Source organism: Albidovulum salinarum, from assembly GCF_025673475.1.
Lineage (GTDB): Bacteria > Pseudomonadota > Alphaproteobacteria > Rhodobacterales > Rhodobacteraceae > Albidovulum > Albidovulum salinarum.
The window spans coordinates 85,466-102,683 of sequence record NZ_JAOVQO010000013.1 but is presented as its reverse complement, the minus strand read 5'-3'; the positions used below and the strand labels follow the sequence as shown (position 1 = coordinate 102,683).

Sequence of the window (17,218 nt, the reverse complement as noted above, 5' to 3'; positions counted from 1 at the left end):
GGACTCCTTCTCTCTGGCCCCAGTCTCGGTCGCCTTAATGCATCAGAAAAACGAATAGAATTTATGCAAGGAATCAGTCAGGCTGATGACATGGCCCATCCGCCCGACAGCGATCTCCTGCGCAGTTTCCTCGCCATCGCCGAGGCCGGCAGCGTGACAGCCGCGGCCGAGCGGCTCGGCCGCACGCAATCGGCCGTATCGATGCAGATCGCGCGGCTGGAGGAGAACCTCGGCCAACAGCTTTTCGACCGGCTGCCGCGCGGCGTGGCGCTGACCGCGCGCGGCGCGCAGCTCCTGCCCTATGCCCGCCGCGTCACCGGGCTGATCGAGGAGGCGGCCACCGCGCTGCGCTCGCGCCCGCTCGACGGGCCGGTGCGGATCGGCATCCCGCAGGACTACAGCGAAACCGTGCTGCCGGGCATCCTGTCGGCCTTCTCCCGGCGCTATCCGGCGGTCGAGGTCACCGTGCGGCTTGACTATTCGGTGCCGCAGCTCAAGGCGATGGCGGCGGGCGAGCTCGACCTCGCCGTGGTGTTCGAATGGAAGCCCGCCGGCACGAAGGGCGAGATACTCTGCGTCGAGCCGACGGTCTGGGTAACGTCGGACCGCCACGCCCAGCACCTGCAAACCCCGCTGCCGATCGCGGTCTATTTCAGCTCCGACTGGTGCCAGGCCAACATGATCGCCTCGCTCGACCGGCATGGCATCCCGTACCGGGTGGCCTTCGAATGCGACACGGTGGGCGGGTTCTTCGCGGCCGTACGTTCCGGCCTTGCCGTCGTCGCGCTGTCGCGCAGCACGATCCCGGATGGCTGCCGCGAATTGACGCTGGCGGAGGGGTTCCCGGCGGTGGATTCCTCCTCCGTCATGCTGCACCGCTCCTCGCGCGGCACCTCGCCGGCGGTCGATGCGCTGGCCGAGGCGATCCGCGCCGCCTTCCGGCCGGGCGCATTCACGGAGGTGGAGGGATGATCCGCAAGGCCGCCTGGGAAAGCCCGCTCGGCCGGCTGGTCCTGACCGAGGCGGATGGCGCCCTCACCCGGCTCGAATGGAGCGCGGAGGCGGTTCCCGCCGCGGGCTCCGACCTCCTCACCGAGGCGTGCTGCCAGCTTGCCGCCTATTTCGCCGGCCGCCGCCGCGCGTTCGACCTGCCCGTCGCCTTCGCGCCGGGCCTGACCGGGCGCGTCCAGCAGGCGATGTGCGCGATCCCCTTCGGCGAGACCCGCACCTACGGTGATCTCGCACGTGATCTCGGCGTGCCGGCGCAGGCGGTGGGACAGGCCTGCGGCGCCAATCCGGTGCCGGTGATCGTGCCGTGCCACCGGGTGCTCGGCGCAACCGGCCTCGGCGGCTTTTCCGCGCCCGGCGGGGTGGAGACCAAGGTTGCGCTTCTCAAACACGAGGGCGCCGCCTCGCTCCTGATCTGAAGCGGCGCCATCAAGTGTCTGTCGGCCTGACGGCGGTTCGCTTGCCAGCGCGGCCGGTCAGCTCGCGGGTTCGATCGCGGGGAAGGTCCAGCTGCCGTCCAGAAGTTCGGGCCGCGGCTGGTACATGCGGATCGCATAGCTCCAGTCCGGCGTGATCGGGATGCAGTTCGCCCGGCCATCCTCGCAGCCGCCGAAATGGAGCGTGTAGCCGCCGTCCTCATCCGGCGCGGCGGTGACGTTGTTGTAGCTGTTGCGGCCAAGGTCGTTGGCCGCCAGATAGCCGTCGGAATTGTAGACCGTGATCGACCAGAACGCGTCCACGGGCACGTCCTTGACGGTGACGGCGTGCGGGGTCGCGCCGTCGTTCGCGCTGACGCTGTCTATCAGGTAATAGGCGGCACTGACCGGCAGGCCACCCCAGCCGGCGGCAGCTCCGACGAGATGGTCCACGGGCCGCGTCTCCTCCACGGAGCCGAAGGCATAGGTGGAATCGAAGCCAAGCGCAGCGACATCGTTGAGCGCCTTGCGGATCACGGCGAGCTTGTCGAGATTCCAGTCCGGTGCCTCGAACGGTCCGGCCCCGCCGCCGGCGATCTCGATCGCGTCCTGCGCCGCATGGGCCTTGGCGACGTCGTCGGGATCGTTGACGTCGACGAAGGTGCGGATGAGCACGATGGCGAACCGCGATCCGACCGTCTCCTCCGTCAGGTCGTAGGCGCCCGGCCGGGTCTCGACGAACATGTAGTGATCCTGATTGATCACATGCATAGACATGTAGCGTCCGCCGATTTCCGGCATCGTGAAGGTGACGGGTTCCGACAGGTCGAGGACGACGGAGGAATAGAGCGTATCCTGGTTGCTGCGGATCACCGTCTGGTTCGCGACCGTCGTCGGTTCGCGCAGATGGGCGATCTTGCCAACCTCGAGACCCTGGCTTTCCATGTTCAGGCGGATCATGTGATCCGTCTCGGCCCGCACGAAGGTTTCGACATTGACCTCCTGGGCCGAAGCGGCGATCGGCGCAAGCAGTGCGATTGCCAGCAAATATCTCATCCTGACGTCCTTTTCTGTCAATTCAGGGGCTTCGCTTCGGGAAATGCCCAGCTCCCATCAGGGATTTCCGGGCCGGGCCGGTAGAGGCGCACGGTGTAGTTCCAGCCGTCCATGACCGGCAGGCAGTTCACCCGGCCATCGTCGCATCCGCCGAGATGCACCGTCATCGAGCCGTCTTCGTTGCGGGCCCCGGTCACGGAGTTGATGTTGTACGCGCCGAGGTCGTTCTTCTCGAAGAAGCCGGCGCGATTGTAGAGGCTGATGGACCAGAACGCGCCCACCGGCACGTCGGCGGGCACGTCGATCCGGTAGTCCCCGACCGGCAGTCCCGGATCCACGTTGACGTAGAACGCCTCGGACTCGGGCAGGCCGCCCCAGCCGCCGGCCGTGCCGATGAAGTGGCGCACCGGGCCGACCTCGCCCCGCGCGCCGAACATGCCGGCACTGTCCGGAACATAGGGGCCGAGGCCGAGGATCGCCCGGACGAGGCCCTCGAAATCCTCCTCGCTGTAATCGGGCACGATGAAGGTCTTCGCCGAGCCCGCCTCGACCGTCATCTGGTCCTGGATCGCGTTCACGGCGGCGACATCCTCCGGATCGGCCGCGTCCACGAGCACGCGCATGAAGACGATGACATAGGGCGTGCCGAACGTTTCCATGTCGAGCGTGTAGCTGCCGCCTCCGAAGAAAACCTCGTCGATGTAGTGGTCCTGGTTGACCACCATTGCCGTCATGTAGCGGTCGCCCACGTCGGGCAGCGTCAGCGTGGCGCCTTCGCTGATGTCGATGACCGCGGTGCTGTAGAGCGTATCGCGGTTCATCCGGATCGTCGGCTGGCTCTCGACCGGCGTTGGTGCCCGGAAATGGAAGAACCGGTTCACTCCGCCCGCAAGGGCCTCGTATTTCCCGAGCTCGAAATCCGTGGCCGCACGGATGAAATTGTCGATGGTGACGGGGATTTCCCGCGCTTCAACGAGGGCGTTCAGCGTGTTGTCCGGACTTTGCGCGCCGATTGGCGACGCGATCAGGGCAGCGCTGGTTGCAAGAGCTGTGGCAGTGGATACGATCCATCTCTTCATTGCGATCCCTCCAAGGGTTGTCGCAGCGCGAAGGCTACATGTACTCGCCTCTCTTATAGCGCCGCTCCGGCGCCTTGGACTTGACCGGGATCAAGGCGCCGGTTGCGCGGAAAGCGAGCCAACTCCAATCAGTTATGCCATGCCCAGCGGTTTCTGCAAATGATGCCGCGAGCATTCACGCGCGCACTGCGCAAAGGCATGGGCCGGTGCCCGGCCTGTGGCCCATCGCATGACGCTTGGTGAATACTCGGTGTACCGCAGCCCGGTGGCGGCCGAAGGCCGCGCCTGCGCCACCGTGTCAGGTGATGGCTTCGAGCCGCTCCTTCGACATCTCTCCCGGCACGATCGTGATCGGGATCGGCAGGCTGCCGGAGTTCTTCGACATCTGGGTGACGAGCGGTCCGGGGCCGCCCTTGTCGGTGCCAGCGCCCAGGACGAGAACGCCGATCTCGGGGTCTTCTGTGATCTGGGCGAAAATCTCGTTCATCGGCTCGCCCTCGCGGATGACGAGTTCGGGCTCGATTCCCTGGCGGTCGCGCATCCATTTGGCGAAGACCTCGTAATGCGCCTCGATCCGCTCGCGCGCCTCGGCGCGCATGATGTCGCCGACGCCGATCCAGTGCTGGAACTCCTCGGGCGGGATCACCGCGAGGATCGTGACGCCGGCGCCGGTATGCGCGGCGCGCAGCGCCGCGAACCGCATCGCGTTCAGGCATTCGCGGCTGTCGTCGAGAACGACCAGGAACTTGCGCATCATATTCCCCTGTGTGGCGCCGCGATCATGGCGGTTGCGGCCGCGATTGGCAACGGACCTTGCGCGATCGCGCTGGCTTTCGCCGGTCCGGCGGCCGACGCCGGGGCGCGTATGATCACAAATCGATCAGGCCGTGGGGCCGCCGGATCGGCATCCGTGATTCGCTTCGATTGTAGAGACTTTGCGGGTTTTCCGGCCCGCCGAGAGGCGCCGCCTTAGGGGATTCTAAAGCCGACCCGCCTTCACTGGATGCGGGTGAAGACAAATCGGGTGGCAAACGTGGTTGGCCTCCAACATGTGGCGACGTTGCTTGACGGCACGTTGTCCTTCGGCGCTCGCGTGTCGGGCTTTGCGACGCTGACGACGGCGTCGGGCACTTACCTCTATGCCGGGGCGCAGCCCGGGCTGGGGATATCCTCCTATCGGCTGGCGCCCGGTGCGGCGGCCACGTCTTACGGCTGGGCCCCTTACCCGGCGGGTTCGGACCTCACCGGCCTGACACGGCTCGATGTCCTGCAGACCGGAAGCCAGACGGTGCTGTTGGCCTCGGCGCGGTTCGGGGCGACGCTCGACGGCAGGATCCTCGGTGGCGACGGCGCTTTCGGTTCCGTCACGGGCTTTTCCGGCGGCGGCGGAAGCGATGGCGCGCTGTCCGATCTGGCGACGATCCGGATCGGGACGACGAGCTGGATCTACGGCGTCACGCCGGGTTCAGACCGGATCAAGGCCTGGTCGTTGCCGGACGGGTCGGCCGCGTTGACCCCGTCGGCGGGCTTCGTCGATACTGCCGACAGCCTCTCTGCAGACGTTACCGCGATGACGACCGCGACGGTCGATGGCGAACGCTGGCTTTTCGTGGCATCGGGCTGTGAGGACGGCGTGTCGAGCTTTCGCATCGCCGGAGACGGATCGCTGCAGTTACACGCAGCGATCGGGGCGCGCGACGGGCTTGGCATCGACGCGCCGAGCGCGCTGCAGACGGCCGCGTTCGGGTCGGTCCAGTACCTGATCGTCGCCGGCATGGGCAGTTCCTCGATTTCGGTCCTGCGGGTGGAGGCCGACCGGCTGATGCCGACCGATCACGTCACGGATACGCTGGCGACCCGGTTTCAGTCGGTGGCAGCACTCGACACCGTTACCGTCTCGGGACGGACCTATGTGATCGCGGGCGGGGCTGACGACGGCATCTCGGTTTTCCAGCTGCTGCCCGATGGCCGACTGATCCTCTTGACGAGTATCACCGATACCAAGGCGACGGCGCTGTCGGCGGTTGCCGCGATCGAGGCGGTCGCCGTCGCGGGCGAGATCCAGATCTTTACCGCGTCGGGGGACGAAAACGGGCTCAGCCAGTTCCGGCTTGAGCTTGGCGCGCCGGGGCTGAACCTCAATGGCGATGAGGCGGATGACGTCCTGACCGGCGCTGCGGCCGACGACGTGATTCTCGGCGGCAGCGGAAACGATCTGCTTCAGGGCGGCGGCGGCGACGACATCCTCGTTGACGGCGCGGGGAGCGATACGCTCAGCGGCGGCGCGGGACGGGATCTTTTCGTCCTGCTGACCGATGGCGCGCCCGACCGGATCACCGATTTCGACATCAACTATGACCGGCTCGACCTGTCGGACTTCACGCTTCTATACTCCGTCTCGGCACTGAAGATCACCAGCACCGCGATCGGCGCGACGATCACCTACGGCGATGAGGTGGTGGAGATCGTCTCATCGACCTATTCACCGCTGGCGGCGGCCCAGTTCACCAATGCGAACACGATCAACCTGCCCCGGTCACCGCTTCAGCAGATCGTCGCAGGGCGGGTCGAGGCTGGAACGCCCGGCGACGACAGGCTGATCGGTTCGGTTTTCGATGATCGGCTCGATGGTCAGGCGGGCAATGACTTGCTTCGGGGCGCTGCCGGCAACGACGTCCTCACCGGCGGCGCGGGGGGCGACACGCTGGATGGCGGCACCGGGCTCGACTACGCGGACTACGCGAGGGCGGGCGCTGCGGTCCGCGTCGATCTCATCGAGCCGGGCTTGAATTCCGGCGACGCGGCCGGAGATGTTTATTTCGGTATCGAAGGGCTGATCGGTTCGTCCCACGACGACGACCTGCGCGGCGATGGCGGGGATAACAGGATTGCCGGGCGGGACGGTGCGGATAGTATTCTCGGCCGCCACGGGGACGACCGTCTCGATGGCGGTAACGGCGACGATACGCTTCAGGGCGGAGAAGGCGCCGATACGCTGGTCGGCGGGAACGGCTTCGACTTCGCCGACTACTCCGATTCGCCGACCGGCCTCGTCGTCGACCTAGCCGATTCGAGCCGCAACACCGCGATCGCCGCCGGAGACCGCTTCTCGGGGATCGAGGCGGTGGTCGGGTCGTGGTTTGCCGATTGGCTGAGCGGCGACGACGGCGTGAACTGGATCTTCGCCGGAAGCGGCGACGACCGGCTGGCCGGCGGCGGCGGCGATGACGTGCTGGACGGCGGGGCCGGGAACGATGTCCTGTCGGGCGGGGAGGGGGCGGACCGTCTCATCGGCGGGGACGGGACCGACACCGCCAGCTACGGCGACTCGGCGACGGGGCTGACGGCCGACCTGATATTGCCTTCGGTCAATACCGGGATGGCGGCGGGCGATACGTTCGTCGGGATCGAGAAACTCGAAGGCTCGCCCGGCAATGACGTGCTGCGCGGCGACGACGGCGTCAACGGGATCTTCGGCGCGGCGGGCGACGACGTCCTCGTCGGCCGCGGCGGCGCCGATTACCTCCTCGGCGGCGACGGCGCCGACGTGCTGGACGGCGGGGCGGGGAACGACGTCCTGTACGGCGGCTGGGGGGCGGACCGTTTCATCGGCGGTGACGGGACCGACACGGCCAGCTACAGCGACTCGGCGACGGGGCTGACGGTCGACCTGGTTTGGTATTGGGTCAATACCGGGATGGCGGCGGGCGACACGTTCATCGGGGTCGAAAAGCTCGAAGGCTCGTCCGGCAATGACGTGCTGCGCGGCGACGACGGTGTCAACGGGATCTTCGGCGGGGGCGGCGGCGACCTGCTCGCGGGCCGTGGGGGAACGGATTACCTCCTCGGCGGCGACGGCAACGACGTGCTGGACGGCGGGGCGGGGGACGACGTCCTGTACGGCGGCTGGGGGGCGGACCGTCTTGTCGGCGGGGACGGGACCGACACGGCCAGCTACAGCGACTCGGCGACGGGGCTGACGGTCGACCTGGTTTGGTATTGGGTCAATACCGGGATGGCGGCGGGCGACACGTTCGTCGGGGTCGAAAAGCTCGAAGGCTCGTCCGGCAATGACGTGCTGCGCGGCGACGACGGTGTCAACGGGATCTTCGGCGCGGCGGGCGACGACGTCCTCGTCGGCCGCGGCGGCGCCGATTACCTCCTCGGCGGCGACGGCGCCGACGTGCTGGACGGCGGGGCGGGGAACGACGTCCTGTACGGCGGCTGGGGGGCGGACCGTTTCATCGGCGGTGACGGGACCGACACGGCCAGCTACAGCGACTCGGCGACGGGGCTGACGGTCGACCTGGTTTGGTATTGGGTCAATACCGGGATGGCGGCGGGCGACACGTTCGTCGGGGTCGAAAAGCTCGAAGGCTCGTCCGGCAATGACGTGCTGCGCGGCGACGACGGTGTCAACGGGATCTTCGGCGGGGGCGGCGGCGACCTGCTCGCGGGCCGCGGCGGCGCCGATTACCTCCTCGGCGGCGACGGCAACGACGTGCTGGACGGCGGGGCGGGGAATGATTTCCTGTACGGTGGTTGGGGGGCGGACCGTCTCATCGGAGGGGACGGGACCGACAGCGCTTGCTACGGCGACTCGGCGACGGGGCTGACGGTCGACCTGCTGTCGCCGTCGACCAATACCGGGATGGCGGCGGGCGATACGTTCGTCGGGATCGAGAAACTCGAAGGCTCGTCCGGCAATGACGTGCTGCGCGGTGACGATGGCGTCAACGGATTGTTCGGCGCGGGCGGCGACGACCTGCTCGTGGGCCGCGGCGGCGCCGACTACCTCCTCGGCGCTGACGGCAACGACGTGCTGGATGGCGGAGCGGGGAACGATTTCCTGTTCGGCGGTTCCGGGGCGGATACTTTCGTCTTTGCGGGGGGCGGCGGTTCCGATCAGGTGATGGACTTCGAACTCGGTCGCGACAGTCTCCGGTTCGGTGCCGAGTTGCTGGGTGTCCCGGTGATGACCGGAGCCGAGCTGATCGCCGCGCATGCCAGCGTCACCGCGCAAGGAGTCCAGTTCCAGTTCGACGGCGGCGAACAGGTTCTGGTGCATGGCGTCATGGATCCGCAGGAGCTGCTCGACTACATCCTGTTTGGCTGAACGCGCGGTGCGGCGAGTGAACGTGCAGGACGGGGTCGGCATTCGCCTCTCCTCGCGAGAGATCACCGTGCGCGGCGGAAGCTCCCGCCGTCGCGATCGTCGTGCGATGCACGGCGGGCTCACCGTCGGGCATCAAAGATCCGCGCTTTCCGGCGAAATACCCCCTGTTTCGCCGTCAAGGGACGGTCATGGCGGCAAAATACCTGGGAAAAGCGGCACGGGCGGGAGGCGCGAGGTCCATCGCCGGAGAGAAGGCGAAACCGAGGAACCCTCAGGGGTTCACGTTTGTGACGCAAGGATCCGGCGGCGGAGAGCAATTCGACCTTCGGGATCACCCGCTGTGCCCGGTTCCTCGCGACCCTTCCGGCTTCGCGTCCGACAAAGCGGCCCGTAACCCGCGCGCCGGTTCCCCCTTGGGATGCCGGACGGGGATCAGCCCGCTTCGGCCAGGAGCGCGCGCAGGTCGAGCGGCCGCGTCACCATCGCGAGGGCATCCGCGGAGTCGCGCGGCCACTCGGCTTCCGGCCTATCTCGGTAGAGCTCGACGCCGTTGCCGTCCGGGTCCGAGAGATAGAGCGCCTCGCTGACGCCGTGGTCGGATGCCCCGTCGAGCGGATAGTCCGCTTCGACAAGGCGCTTCAGAACCGCCGCGAGCGCGGCCCGCGACGGATAGAGAAACGCGGTGTGGTAAAGCCCGGTATGGCCGGGCGCTGGCGCCGTGCCGCCCTTGCTCTCCCAGGTGTTGAGGCCGATGTGGTGGTGGTAGCCTCCAGCCGACAGGAAGGCGGCGCCGGTACCGTATTTCTGGGTCACGGCAAAGCCGAGCAGCCCGGAGTAGAACGCGATGGCGCGGTCGAGATCGGCAACCTTAAGGTGGACATGCCCGATGCGGGTTTCCGGCGGTGCTGTGTAGCTCATTGAGGTCATCCCCTTCCATTGTGCAGCCAGTCTAGCTTGTTAACTGGACGCACAGAACTTGCGATTTCGCAGGGATGTTGTGCGAAAAAAGCAAAACCCCCGGCGAGCCGGGGGCCCGCGGAAGGCCGGGGGAATGGCCCCGCGGTGCTGTCCGGTGTCATCCGGGGGGCGCCGGGGAGGCCGCGACCGGGGAAAGCATCTGTACCAGACAGCGGCATCCTGCCCGCGAATTGAAACGGCCGCGTGACGGTCCGCCGTCAGGTTCTACGCGAGCGGATCAGGCCGACGATGTCGTAGGTCTGCGCGAGGATCGGCTCTGCGATCGCATTGGCGCGCGCGGCGCCGTCACCGAGGATGCGGTCGATCTCCGCCGGATCCGCCATCAGCCGCTTCATCTCGTCCGCAATGGGAGAGAGCTTCGACACGGCGAGATCGGCGAGCGCCGGCTTGAAGGTGCCGAAGCCCTGGCCGGCATATTCCGCCACCACCGCCTCGGGCGTCATCTCGGCAAGGGCCGCGTAGATGTTGACGAGGTTCCGCGCCTCGGGCCGGTCCTTCAGCCCCTCGAGCGTCTCGGGCAGGGGCTCGGAATCGGTCCGCGCCTTGCGGAACTTCTGCGCGACCGTGTCGGCATCGTCGGTGAGGTTGATCCGGCTCGCATCCGAGGGATCGGATTTCGACATCTTCTTGGAGCCGTCGCGCAGCGACATGACCCGCGTGGCGGCGCCCTCGATCACCGGCTGGGTGACGGGGAAGAAATCCACCTTGAAGTCGTGGTTGAACTTGATCGCGATGTCGCGGGTCAGCTCGACATGCTGCTTCTGGTCCTCGCCCACGGGCACATGGGTTGCGTGGTAGAGAAGGATGTCGGCCGCCATCAGCGAGGGATAGGCGAAAAGCCCGAGCGAGGCCTTCTCGGCATCCTTGCCGGCCTTGTCCTTCCACTGCGTCATGCGGTTCATCCAGCCCATGCGGGCGACGCAGTTGAAGATCCAGCCAAGCTCGGCATGGCCCGGCACCTGGGACTGGTTGAACAGGATCGATCGCTTCGGATCGAGCCCCGAGGCGATGTAGCTGGCCGCAAGCTCGCGCGTGGCGTTCTGCAGGTCGACGGGGTCTTGCCAGACCGTGATCGCGTGCAGGTCGACGATGCAGTAGATCGTCTCGATGCCGCTGTTCTGCATCTCCACGAAGCGCTTCACCGCACCGAGGTAGTTCCCCAGCTGCAAGTGGTTCGTCGGCTGGATGCCGGAAAACACGCGCGGGGTGAATTTAGACTTCGCCGCGTCGGTCATGACTGTCCCCATAGGTTCGTCTGGAAATTTTCGCCCCGCTCGCGTATCGCAGGGGCAGAGCCCCGTCAACAAGGAGACCCCATGCGCGACGGTTACGATGAAGCGCCCCTCAATCCGCTGCCGCCGGTCATCTGGCTTCTGGTGCTGCCGATCGTGGCGATGGAGGTGGTGTTGAACGCGGGCACCTACGGGTTTACCGGCAGCGCCGACGCCATTGGCTGGCGCAGCGACGCGCTGCAGCGCTTCGCGCTGTCGCCGATGATGCTCGACCAGATGCTCGCCACGGGGCGCGTCGATGGCGACTACCTGATGCGCTTCGTTACCTATCCCTTCGTGCATGGCAATCTCACGCATGCGCTCTTCGCCGGGGTGTTCATCCTCGCGCTCGGCAAGTTCGTGGCCGAGGTCTACCGGGCCTGGGCGGTGCTGGCCGTCTTCTTCGGCGGGGTGATCGCCGGCGGGCTCGCCTATTCGCTGGTGCCGGGGCTACAGGTGGCGCTCTATGGCGCCTATCCCGGGGCCTACGGGCTGATCGGCGCCTTCACCTTCATTCTCTGGGCGCGGCTCGGGGCGGAACAGGCCAACCGCGGCCGCGCCTTCACGCTGATCGGGTTCCTCCTTGGCATCCAGCTTCTTTTCGGTGCGATCTTCGGCGGCGCGCCGGACTGGATTGCCGATCTGGCGGGCTTCGGCGCGGGCTTCCTGCTGTCGTTCGTCGTGGCGCCGGGCGGGCTTGCCCATCTCTTGAAGGTGATCCGTCAGCGCTGACGCGAGAGGCCGGAGCGGAAGTCAGCGATCCGGAAGGCACCGAAAGCGTAGGCGGCAAGACCGAAGACCGCCATGCCGGCAAGGATCAGGACCGTCAGCGCCCAGTAGCGGTGGCCGTGGGCGGAAAGCTGGTCGGCGAGCGCGGTCTCGGCCAGCCAGAGGAAGAGCCCCATCACCGCCGAGGCAAGCACCGTGCGCGGCAGGCGGCGGCGGAGCCTTTCGTCGGCGCGGGCGGCCTCGCCCATCTTCCGGGTTCCCCACCAGAGCTGGACGGTCATCGCCCAGCCGGCGAGCGTGGTGCCCCAGGCAGCGGCGATGAAGCCGAGGAAGGGCGCGAGCCCGATGGCAAGCACGGCGTTCACGACCATCGACCAGAGCGCGAAGCGGAACGGCGTCGCGGTGTCCTCACGGGCGAAGTAGAGGGGTTGCAGCACCTTTTGCAGCACGAAGGCGGGCAGCCCCAGCCCGTAGACGGCGAGCGCCAGCGCCGTCGGCGCGCTGTCGGCCGCGTCAAAGGCGCCGCGTTCGTAGAGGACCGAGATCAGCGGCAGCGGGATCACCATGAGCGCGACGCCCGCCGGAACGGTCAGAAACAGCGCGAACTCGGTGGCGCGCGAGAGCGCGTAGCGGCTGCCGAACGTGTCCTCGGCCTTCAGCCGGCGCGACAGGTCGGGCAGGAGCACGATGCCGATGGCGATGCCGACGACGCCCAGGGGAAGTTGGTAGAGCCGGTCGGCATAGGAGAGCCAGGCGATGCCGCCCTCGAAGAAGCTGCCGACCTGGCGGCCGACGAGGAGGTTGATCTGCACCACGCCGCCGGCCATGACCGCCGGTCCGGCGATGGTGAGAAGCCGCTTCAGGTCCGGCGTCATCCGGGGCCGCCTGAACTTCAGGGCGAAGCCCATCCGCGCCGCCGCAACCCAGACCAGCGCGAGCTGCGCGAGCCCGGTCACCGGCGTCGCCCAGGCCAAAGTGAGGCCCATGTCCCAACCGAGCCGGTCGGCCATCACCATGGCGACGATGAAGATGATGTTGAGCAGCACCGGCGCGCCCGCCGCGGCGATGAACCGACCGCCCGCGTTCAGGAGACCCGAGAGCAGCGCAGTCAGCGAGATGAAGAGGATGTAGGGAAAGCAGATTCGGCCGTATTCGACCGCGAGCGGTAGCCGCTCGTCCCCGGCGAAGCCGCCCGCCATCGCGAGGACAAGCCAGGGCATCGCCACCATCGCCACGAGCGAGACGATGAGGACCACGAAGGCGAGCCCGGCGAAGGCGTCCTCGGCGAAGCCCTTGGGATCCTCACCGGCCTCGAGTTTTTTCGAGAAGAGCGGCACGAAGGCGGTGTTGAACGCGCCTTCCGCGAAGAAGCGGCGGAACATGTTCGGCAGCGTGAAGGCCACCAGGAAGGCCTCGGCCACCGGCCCGGTGCCGAGATAGGCGGCGATCAGCACGTCGCGGACGAAGCCCGCGATGCGGCTCAACAGGGTCCAGGCGCCGACCGTGAGGAAGCCGCGAACGAGACGGATCGGTTTCATTCGCCGCGCGCCCGCTCCGCGCCCTCGGTGATCGCCGTGCGCAGCTTGCGTTCCAGCGCTTCCTGCTTCGACCGCGTATGCAGTTTCAACCCGAACATGTCCTTGACGTAGAAGGAGTCGACGACCTGCGCGCCATAGGTCGCGATCACAGCACTCGCGATGTAGATGTTGTTCGCCGCGAGGGTGCGCGTCAGGTCGTAGAGCAGCCCCGGCCGGTCGCGGGTGTCGACCTCGATGATCGTGTAGATTTCCGAGCCCTCGTTGTCGAAGGTGATGTGGGTCGGGAACTGGAACTGGCGTTCGCGTTTCTTGATCTTGTCGCGGTCCTTGAGCGCCTCGCGCGCCACGACCTCGCCCTTCAGCGTCTTTTCGATCATCGCGCGCAGCCGCGGCAGGCGGTCGGTCTCGTAGGGATGGCCCTCGGCGTCCTGAACCCAGAAGACGGCCGTCGCGTAGCCGTCCTTCGAGGTGTAGGTCCGCGCGTCGACGACGTTGGCGCCGACCAGCGCCAGTGCGCCCGCGAGGCGCGAGAAGATGCCCGGATGGTCGCCGAGCGCGAAGCAGGCGCGGGTCGCGTCGTGGTCCGGGTCGGGCTTGATGTCGATGCGGATCGCGTCGTCGGGAATGTCCTTCAGGAGGTTCGCGAAGACGACTTGGGTATCGGTGGAGAGCCCCTGCCAGTAGGGATCGTAATGCCGCGCGGTCTCCCGCCTTACGTCCTTGGTGTCCCAGTCCGCCAGACGCTCGCGCAGCGCGCGTTTCGACTCGTCCTGGCGCTTGCTCATGTTCAGCGTCTCGAGCCCGGCTTCGAGCGCGTCTGAGGTGTCGGCATGGAGACGGCGCAGCAGCATCGCCTTCCAGTTGTTCCAGGTGTTCGGCCCGACGCCGCGGATGTCGCAGACCGTGAGCACGGTCAGAAGATCGAGCCGTTTCTTGGTCTTCACGACCTTGGCGAAGTCACGCACCGTGCGCGGATCGGAGAGGTCGCGCTTCTGGGCCATGTCGGACATGAAGAGGTGATAGCGGACGAGCCATTCGACCGTCTCGCATTCCTCTGCATTGAGCCCCAGCCGCGGCGCCACCTTGCGCGCCATCTGGGCGCCGAGGATCGAATGATCCTCGGGCCGGCCCTTGCCGATGTCGTGCAGGAGAAGCGCGACGTAGAGCACCCGCCGGTTCACGCCGGCATCGAGGATCGAGGAGGACAGCGGAAGTTCCTCGATCAACTCCTTCCTCTCGATCTGCGCGAGGGTGGAGATCGTCTGAATCGTGTGCTCGTCTACCGTGTAGTGGTGGTAGACATTGAACTGCATCATCGCGACGATCGGCTCGAACTCCGGGATGAAGGCCGAGAGGACGCCAAGCTCGTTCATGCGTCGGAGCGCGCGCTCGGGATTGCCGTGTTTCAGGAGGAGGTCGAGGAAGATCCGCGTCGCCTCGCGGTCCTCGCGCATCTCGTCGTCGATCGTGTCGAGATGCGCAGTGACGATGCGCATCGCGTCGGGATGGATCAGGTAGCCGGTCCTGAGGCCTTCCTCGAACAAGCGGAGCAGGTTCAGCTTGTCTTTCAGGAATGCCTTCTCGTCGACGATCGTGATACGTCCGCGCTCGATCCGGAACCCCTCGCGGGTCTTGCGCCGCCGGCGCAAGAAGCCCGCCAGCATCGCCTCGCGCTTGACGTGGCGCGCCTCGAGCGCGGTCAGGAAGACCCGCGTCAGCTCGCCCACATGGGTGGCGTGGCGGAAATAATCCTGCATGAAATGCTCGACCGCGCGACGGCCGCCGGCGTCGGAATAGCCCATGCGACGCGCGACCTCGACCTGGAGGTCGAAGGTCAGCTGGTCCTGGGCGCGGTTCGTGATCAGGTGCAGGTGGCAGCGCACCGCCCAGAGGAAATCCTCGGCGGCGGCGAAGTTGTCGTATTCCTCGCGCCGCAGGAGCCCCTGGTCGACCAGTTCGGCCGACTGCCGGACGCCGTGGATGTACTTGCCGATCCAGTAGAGCGTCTGCAGGTCGCGAAGCCCGCCCTTGCCCTCCTTGACGTTTGGTTCGAGCACGTAGCGCTGACCGCCCTGCCGCTTGTGGCGCTCGGCCCGTTCGGTGAGCTTGGCCTCGATGAACTCGGCGCCCGTGCTCTTGAAGAGCTCGTTGCGGAGCTTGAGCCGAAGTTCGGCCGCGAGCGGCTGGTGACCTGCGATGAAGCGGCGCTCGAGCAGCGCGGTGCGGATCGTGTAATCCTCGCGCCCGAGCCGCAGGCAGTCCTTCACGGTGCGGCTCGAATGGCCGACCTTCAGCCGCAGGTCCCACAGTATATATAGCATGGATTCGATCACGCTCTCGGCCCAGGCGGTGACCTTCCACGGCGTCAGGAAGAGCAGATCGACATCGGATTGCGGCGCCATCTCGGCACGGCCGTAGCCGCCGACGGCCATGACCGCGATATGCTCGGCCTCGGTCGGATTGGCGCGGGGATGCAGGACATCGGTGACGACCGAGTAGACCGCACGGACGATTGCGTCGGTGAGCGCGGCATAGGCTCGCACCGAGATCGAGGCGGCGCGGGGATGGGTGGAGAAGTCGGCCGCGACCGCGTCGAGCACGGAGCGGCGGGCCTCGGCGAGTTCGTGGACGATGGCGGCGCGCTGGGCGCGGCTGTCGCCGGCCGCCGTGGCCGCGGCGGCGAGGCGGCCGGCGAAGCTGGCCGTGTCGAAGATCGGGTGGTCGCCGATGGCGGCGGGAAGTCCGACCTGCGGCTCTATCGCCGCCGGATCAGAATCCCGCGCCACCGAAGCTTCTCGGGGCAGGATCAATCACGACCACCTGTGCGTTCTGGATCTGGGCCACGGCAAGGCCGCGTTCATTGGTGCCGTCGGCGCGAAGCCGGAACACGCCGTTCACGCCGGCGAAGCCCGAACCCTGCGTCAGCGCCGCGGCCGACAGGGCATTCGCGTTGCCGCGTTTCACGAGCGCGCCGATCGCGGCGATTCCGTCATAGGCAAGGCCGGCGATCGGGTGCGGCGGTTCGCCATAGGCCGCCGTGAAGCGGGACTGGAACTGCTGCGTGAGGCCCGGATCAGGCATCGCGAACCAGCCGCCCTGGACGCCCGGCATCGAGAGCGTTTGCGGCGGGATGTCCCAGCGTGTGAGGCCGATGAACTGCGTCGTCTGGTTGCTGACCCCCGCCTCGGGCAGGAGCTGGGCAAGAAGCGGCAGCGCGCCCGCCGTGTCGGCGGTGAAGAAGATCGCGTTGGCGCCCGAGGAGTTGACCGTCGAGGCGATCGCCGGGGCGGCATTGATCACGCCCTGCTGCGAGAACTCGTAGGTCGCGGTTCCGGCGATGGAGGCGCCGGACCCAGCCGCCGCGCTCTCGATCGCGCGCCGGCCGAGGTCGCCGCCGGGGGTCCGGTCATGCACGACCATGATCCGGTTGCGGCCCTGGCGCGCCGCGAAGCGCATGAGCCGGGTGGCGGTGTTCTGGAACGTCGGGCCGAGCACGAAGACGTTGCCGCCGGCGATGTCGGTGTTGTTGGAGAAGGACAGGACGTTCACGCCGCTGCCCGCGACCGCGACCCCGGCGGCATTGGCCGCTTCCGCGAAGACCGGGCCGAGGATGATCTTCGCGCCCTCGTCGACCGCGCGCCGCGCCGTGCTCGCGGCGACCGCCGGGCTGGAACCCGCGTTGTAGACGCGCAGGTCGATCTGCACGCCGTTGAGGTCGGCGATCGCGAGGTCAGCGGCCTGCTTGAGGTTGCGCGCAAGCACCTCGTCGCCCGAGTTTCCCGACCCGCCGGGCAGGATCAGCGCGACCGGAACCGGCGCGCTCGTGTCGATGGTCGGGCCACGGCCGGATGGCACGGGTTCGCAGGCGCCGAGCATCAGGGCGGCGGCAAGAAAAGCGGCGCGGGTCAATGCCTTGCGGCGGGTGCTCAAAACGGCGAACATGGGTCTGTCCTCGGGTCCGGTCATAGGGCGCAGGGTGCCGGCGAGACTATGCGTTCCGCCGGACGAAGTAAACGCAGGAGCATCA

At 67.3% G+C, this 17,218-nt stretch carries 12 protein-coding genes; 4 read left to right on the top strand and 8 right to left on the bottom strand.

What is annotated here, in order from left to right; all coding sequences use genetic code 11:
* Nucleotides 1–90 precede the first annotated feature (90 nt).
* Nucleotides 91–972, top strand: coding sequence for a LysR family transcriptional regulator (locus OEZ60_RS14525; protein ID WP_263337639.1), 882 nt, complete (start codon nucleotides 91–93; stop codon nucleotides 970–972).
* On the top strand, nucleotides 969–1,427 hold the full coding sequence (locus tag OEZ60_RS14520) for a methylated-DNA--[protein]-cysteine S-methyltransferase (protein ID WP_263337637.1): 459 nt from the start codon (nucleotides 969–971) through the stop codon (nucleotides 1,425–1,427). Before OEZ60_RS14525 ends, OEZ60_RS14520 begins: the two co-directional genes overlap by 4 nt.
* 57 nt (nucleotides 1,428–1,484) lie before the next feature.
* Here OEZ60_RS14520 and OEZ60_RS14515 read toward each other — a convergent pair whose 3' ends face one another.
* The 3 genes from OEZ60_RS14515 to OEZ60_RS14505 all read right to left on the bottom strand — a co-directional run bounded on the left by OEZ60_RS14515 (nucleotide 1,485) and on the right by OEZ60_RS14505 (nucleotide 4,313).
* On the bottom strand, nucleotides 1,485–2,480 hold the full coding sequence (locus OEZ60_RS14515; protein ID WP_263337634.1) for a DUF1214 domain-containing protein: 996 nt from the start codon (nucleotides 2,478–2,480) through the stop codon (nucleotides 1,485–1,487).
* Between the two features lie 17 nt (nucleotides 2,481–2,497).
* The gene (locus tag OEZ60_RS14510) at nucleotides 2,498–3,559 is read right to left on the bottom strand and encodes a DUF1214 domain-containing protein (RefSeq protein WP_263337632.1); all 1,062 of its coding nucleotides are present in this window, start codon (nucleotides 3,557–3,559) and stop codon (nucleotides 2,498–2,500) included.
* A 298-nt stretch (nucleotides 3,560–3,857) separates the two neighbouring features.
* On the bottom strand, nucleotides 3,858–4,313 hold the full coding sequence (locus OEZ60_RS14505) for a universal stress protein (protein ID WP_263337629.1): 456 nt from the start codon (nucleotides 4,311–4,313) through the stop codon (nucleotides 3,858–3,860).
* 279 nt (nucleotides 4,314–4,592) lie between these two features.
* On the opposite strand from OEZ60_RS14505, the gene OEZ60_RS22250 reads away from it, so the two are divergent.
* Complete coding sequence (locus tag OEZ60_RS22250) at nucleotides 4,593–8,675, top strand: calcium-binding protein (protein WP_317852838.1); 4,083 nt, start codon at nucleotides 4,593–4,595, stop codon at nucleotides 8,673–8,675.
* A 432-nt stretch (nucleotides 8,676–9,107) separates the two neighbouring features.
* Here the strand turns inward: OEZ60_RS22250 and OEZ60_RS14475 are convergent, their stop codons facing one another.
* The gene (locus tag OEZ60_RS14475; RefSeq protein ID WP_263337627.1) at nucleotides 9,108–9,593 is read right to left on the bottom strand and encodes a VOC family protein; all 486 of its coding nucleotides are present in this window, start codon (nucleotides 9,591–9,593) and stop codon (nucleotides 9,108–9,110) included.
* A gap of 257 nt (nucleotides 9,594–9,850) precedes the next feature.
* The gene (gene trpS / locus OEZ60_RS14470; protein ID WP_263337626.1) at nucleotides 9,851–10,888 is read right to left on the bottom strand and encodes a tryptophan--tRNA ligase; all 1,038 of its coding nucleotides are present in this window, start codon (nucleotides 10,886–10,888) and stop codon (nucleotides 9,851–9,853) included.
* Nucleotides 10,889–10,969: 81 nt separating this feature from the next.
* Between trpS and OEZ60_RS14465 the strand changes: the two genes are divergently transcribed.
* Entirely contained in the window at nucleotides 10,970–11,656 is a 687-nt protein-coding gene (locus OEZ60_RS14465; protein WP_263337623.1) for a rhomboid family intramembrane serine protease, read from the top strand.
* Here the strand turns inward: OEZ60_RS14465 and murJ are convergent.
* The 3 genes from murJ to OEZ60_RS14450 are packed head-to-tail and all read right to left on the bottom strand — an operon-like array spanning nucleotide 11,647 to nucleotide 17,133.
* Nucleotides 11,647–13,191: a murein biosynthesis integral membrane protein MurJ gene (gene murJ, locus OEZ60_RS14460; protein WP_263337621.1), complete on the bottom strand. Its 1,545-nt coding sequence runs from the start codon at nucleotides 13,189–13,191 to the stop codon at nucleotides 11,647–11,649. The two genes, OEZ60_RS14465 and murJ, sit on opposite strands and share 10 nt — an antisense overlap.
* On the bottom strand, nucleotides 13,188–16,001 hold the full coding sequence (locus OEZ60_RS14455; RefSeq protein ID WP_411709806.1) for a [protein-PII] uridylyltransferase: 2,814 nt from the start codon (nucleotides 15,999–16,001) through the stop codon (nucleotides 13,188–13,190). The genes murJ and OEZ60_RS14455 overlap by 4 nt, the downstream gene beginning before the upstream one ends.
* Nucleotides 15,961–17,133, bottom strand: coding sequence for a penicillin-binding protein activator (locus tag OEZ60_RS14450; protein WP_263337619.1), 1,173 nt, complete (start codon nucleotides 17,131–17,133; stop codon nucleotides 15,961–15,963). The genes OEZ60_RS14455 and OEZ60_RS14450 overlap by 41 nt, the downstream gene beginning before the upstream one ends.
* Nucleotides 17,134–17,218 lie beyond the last annotated feature (85 nt).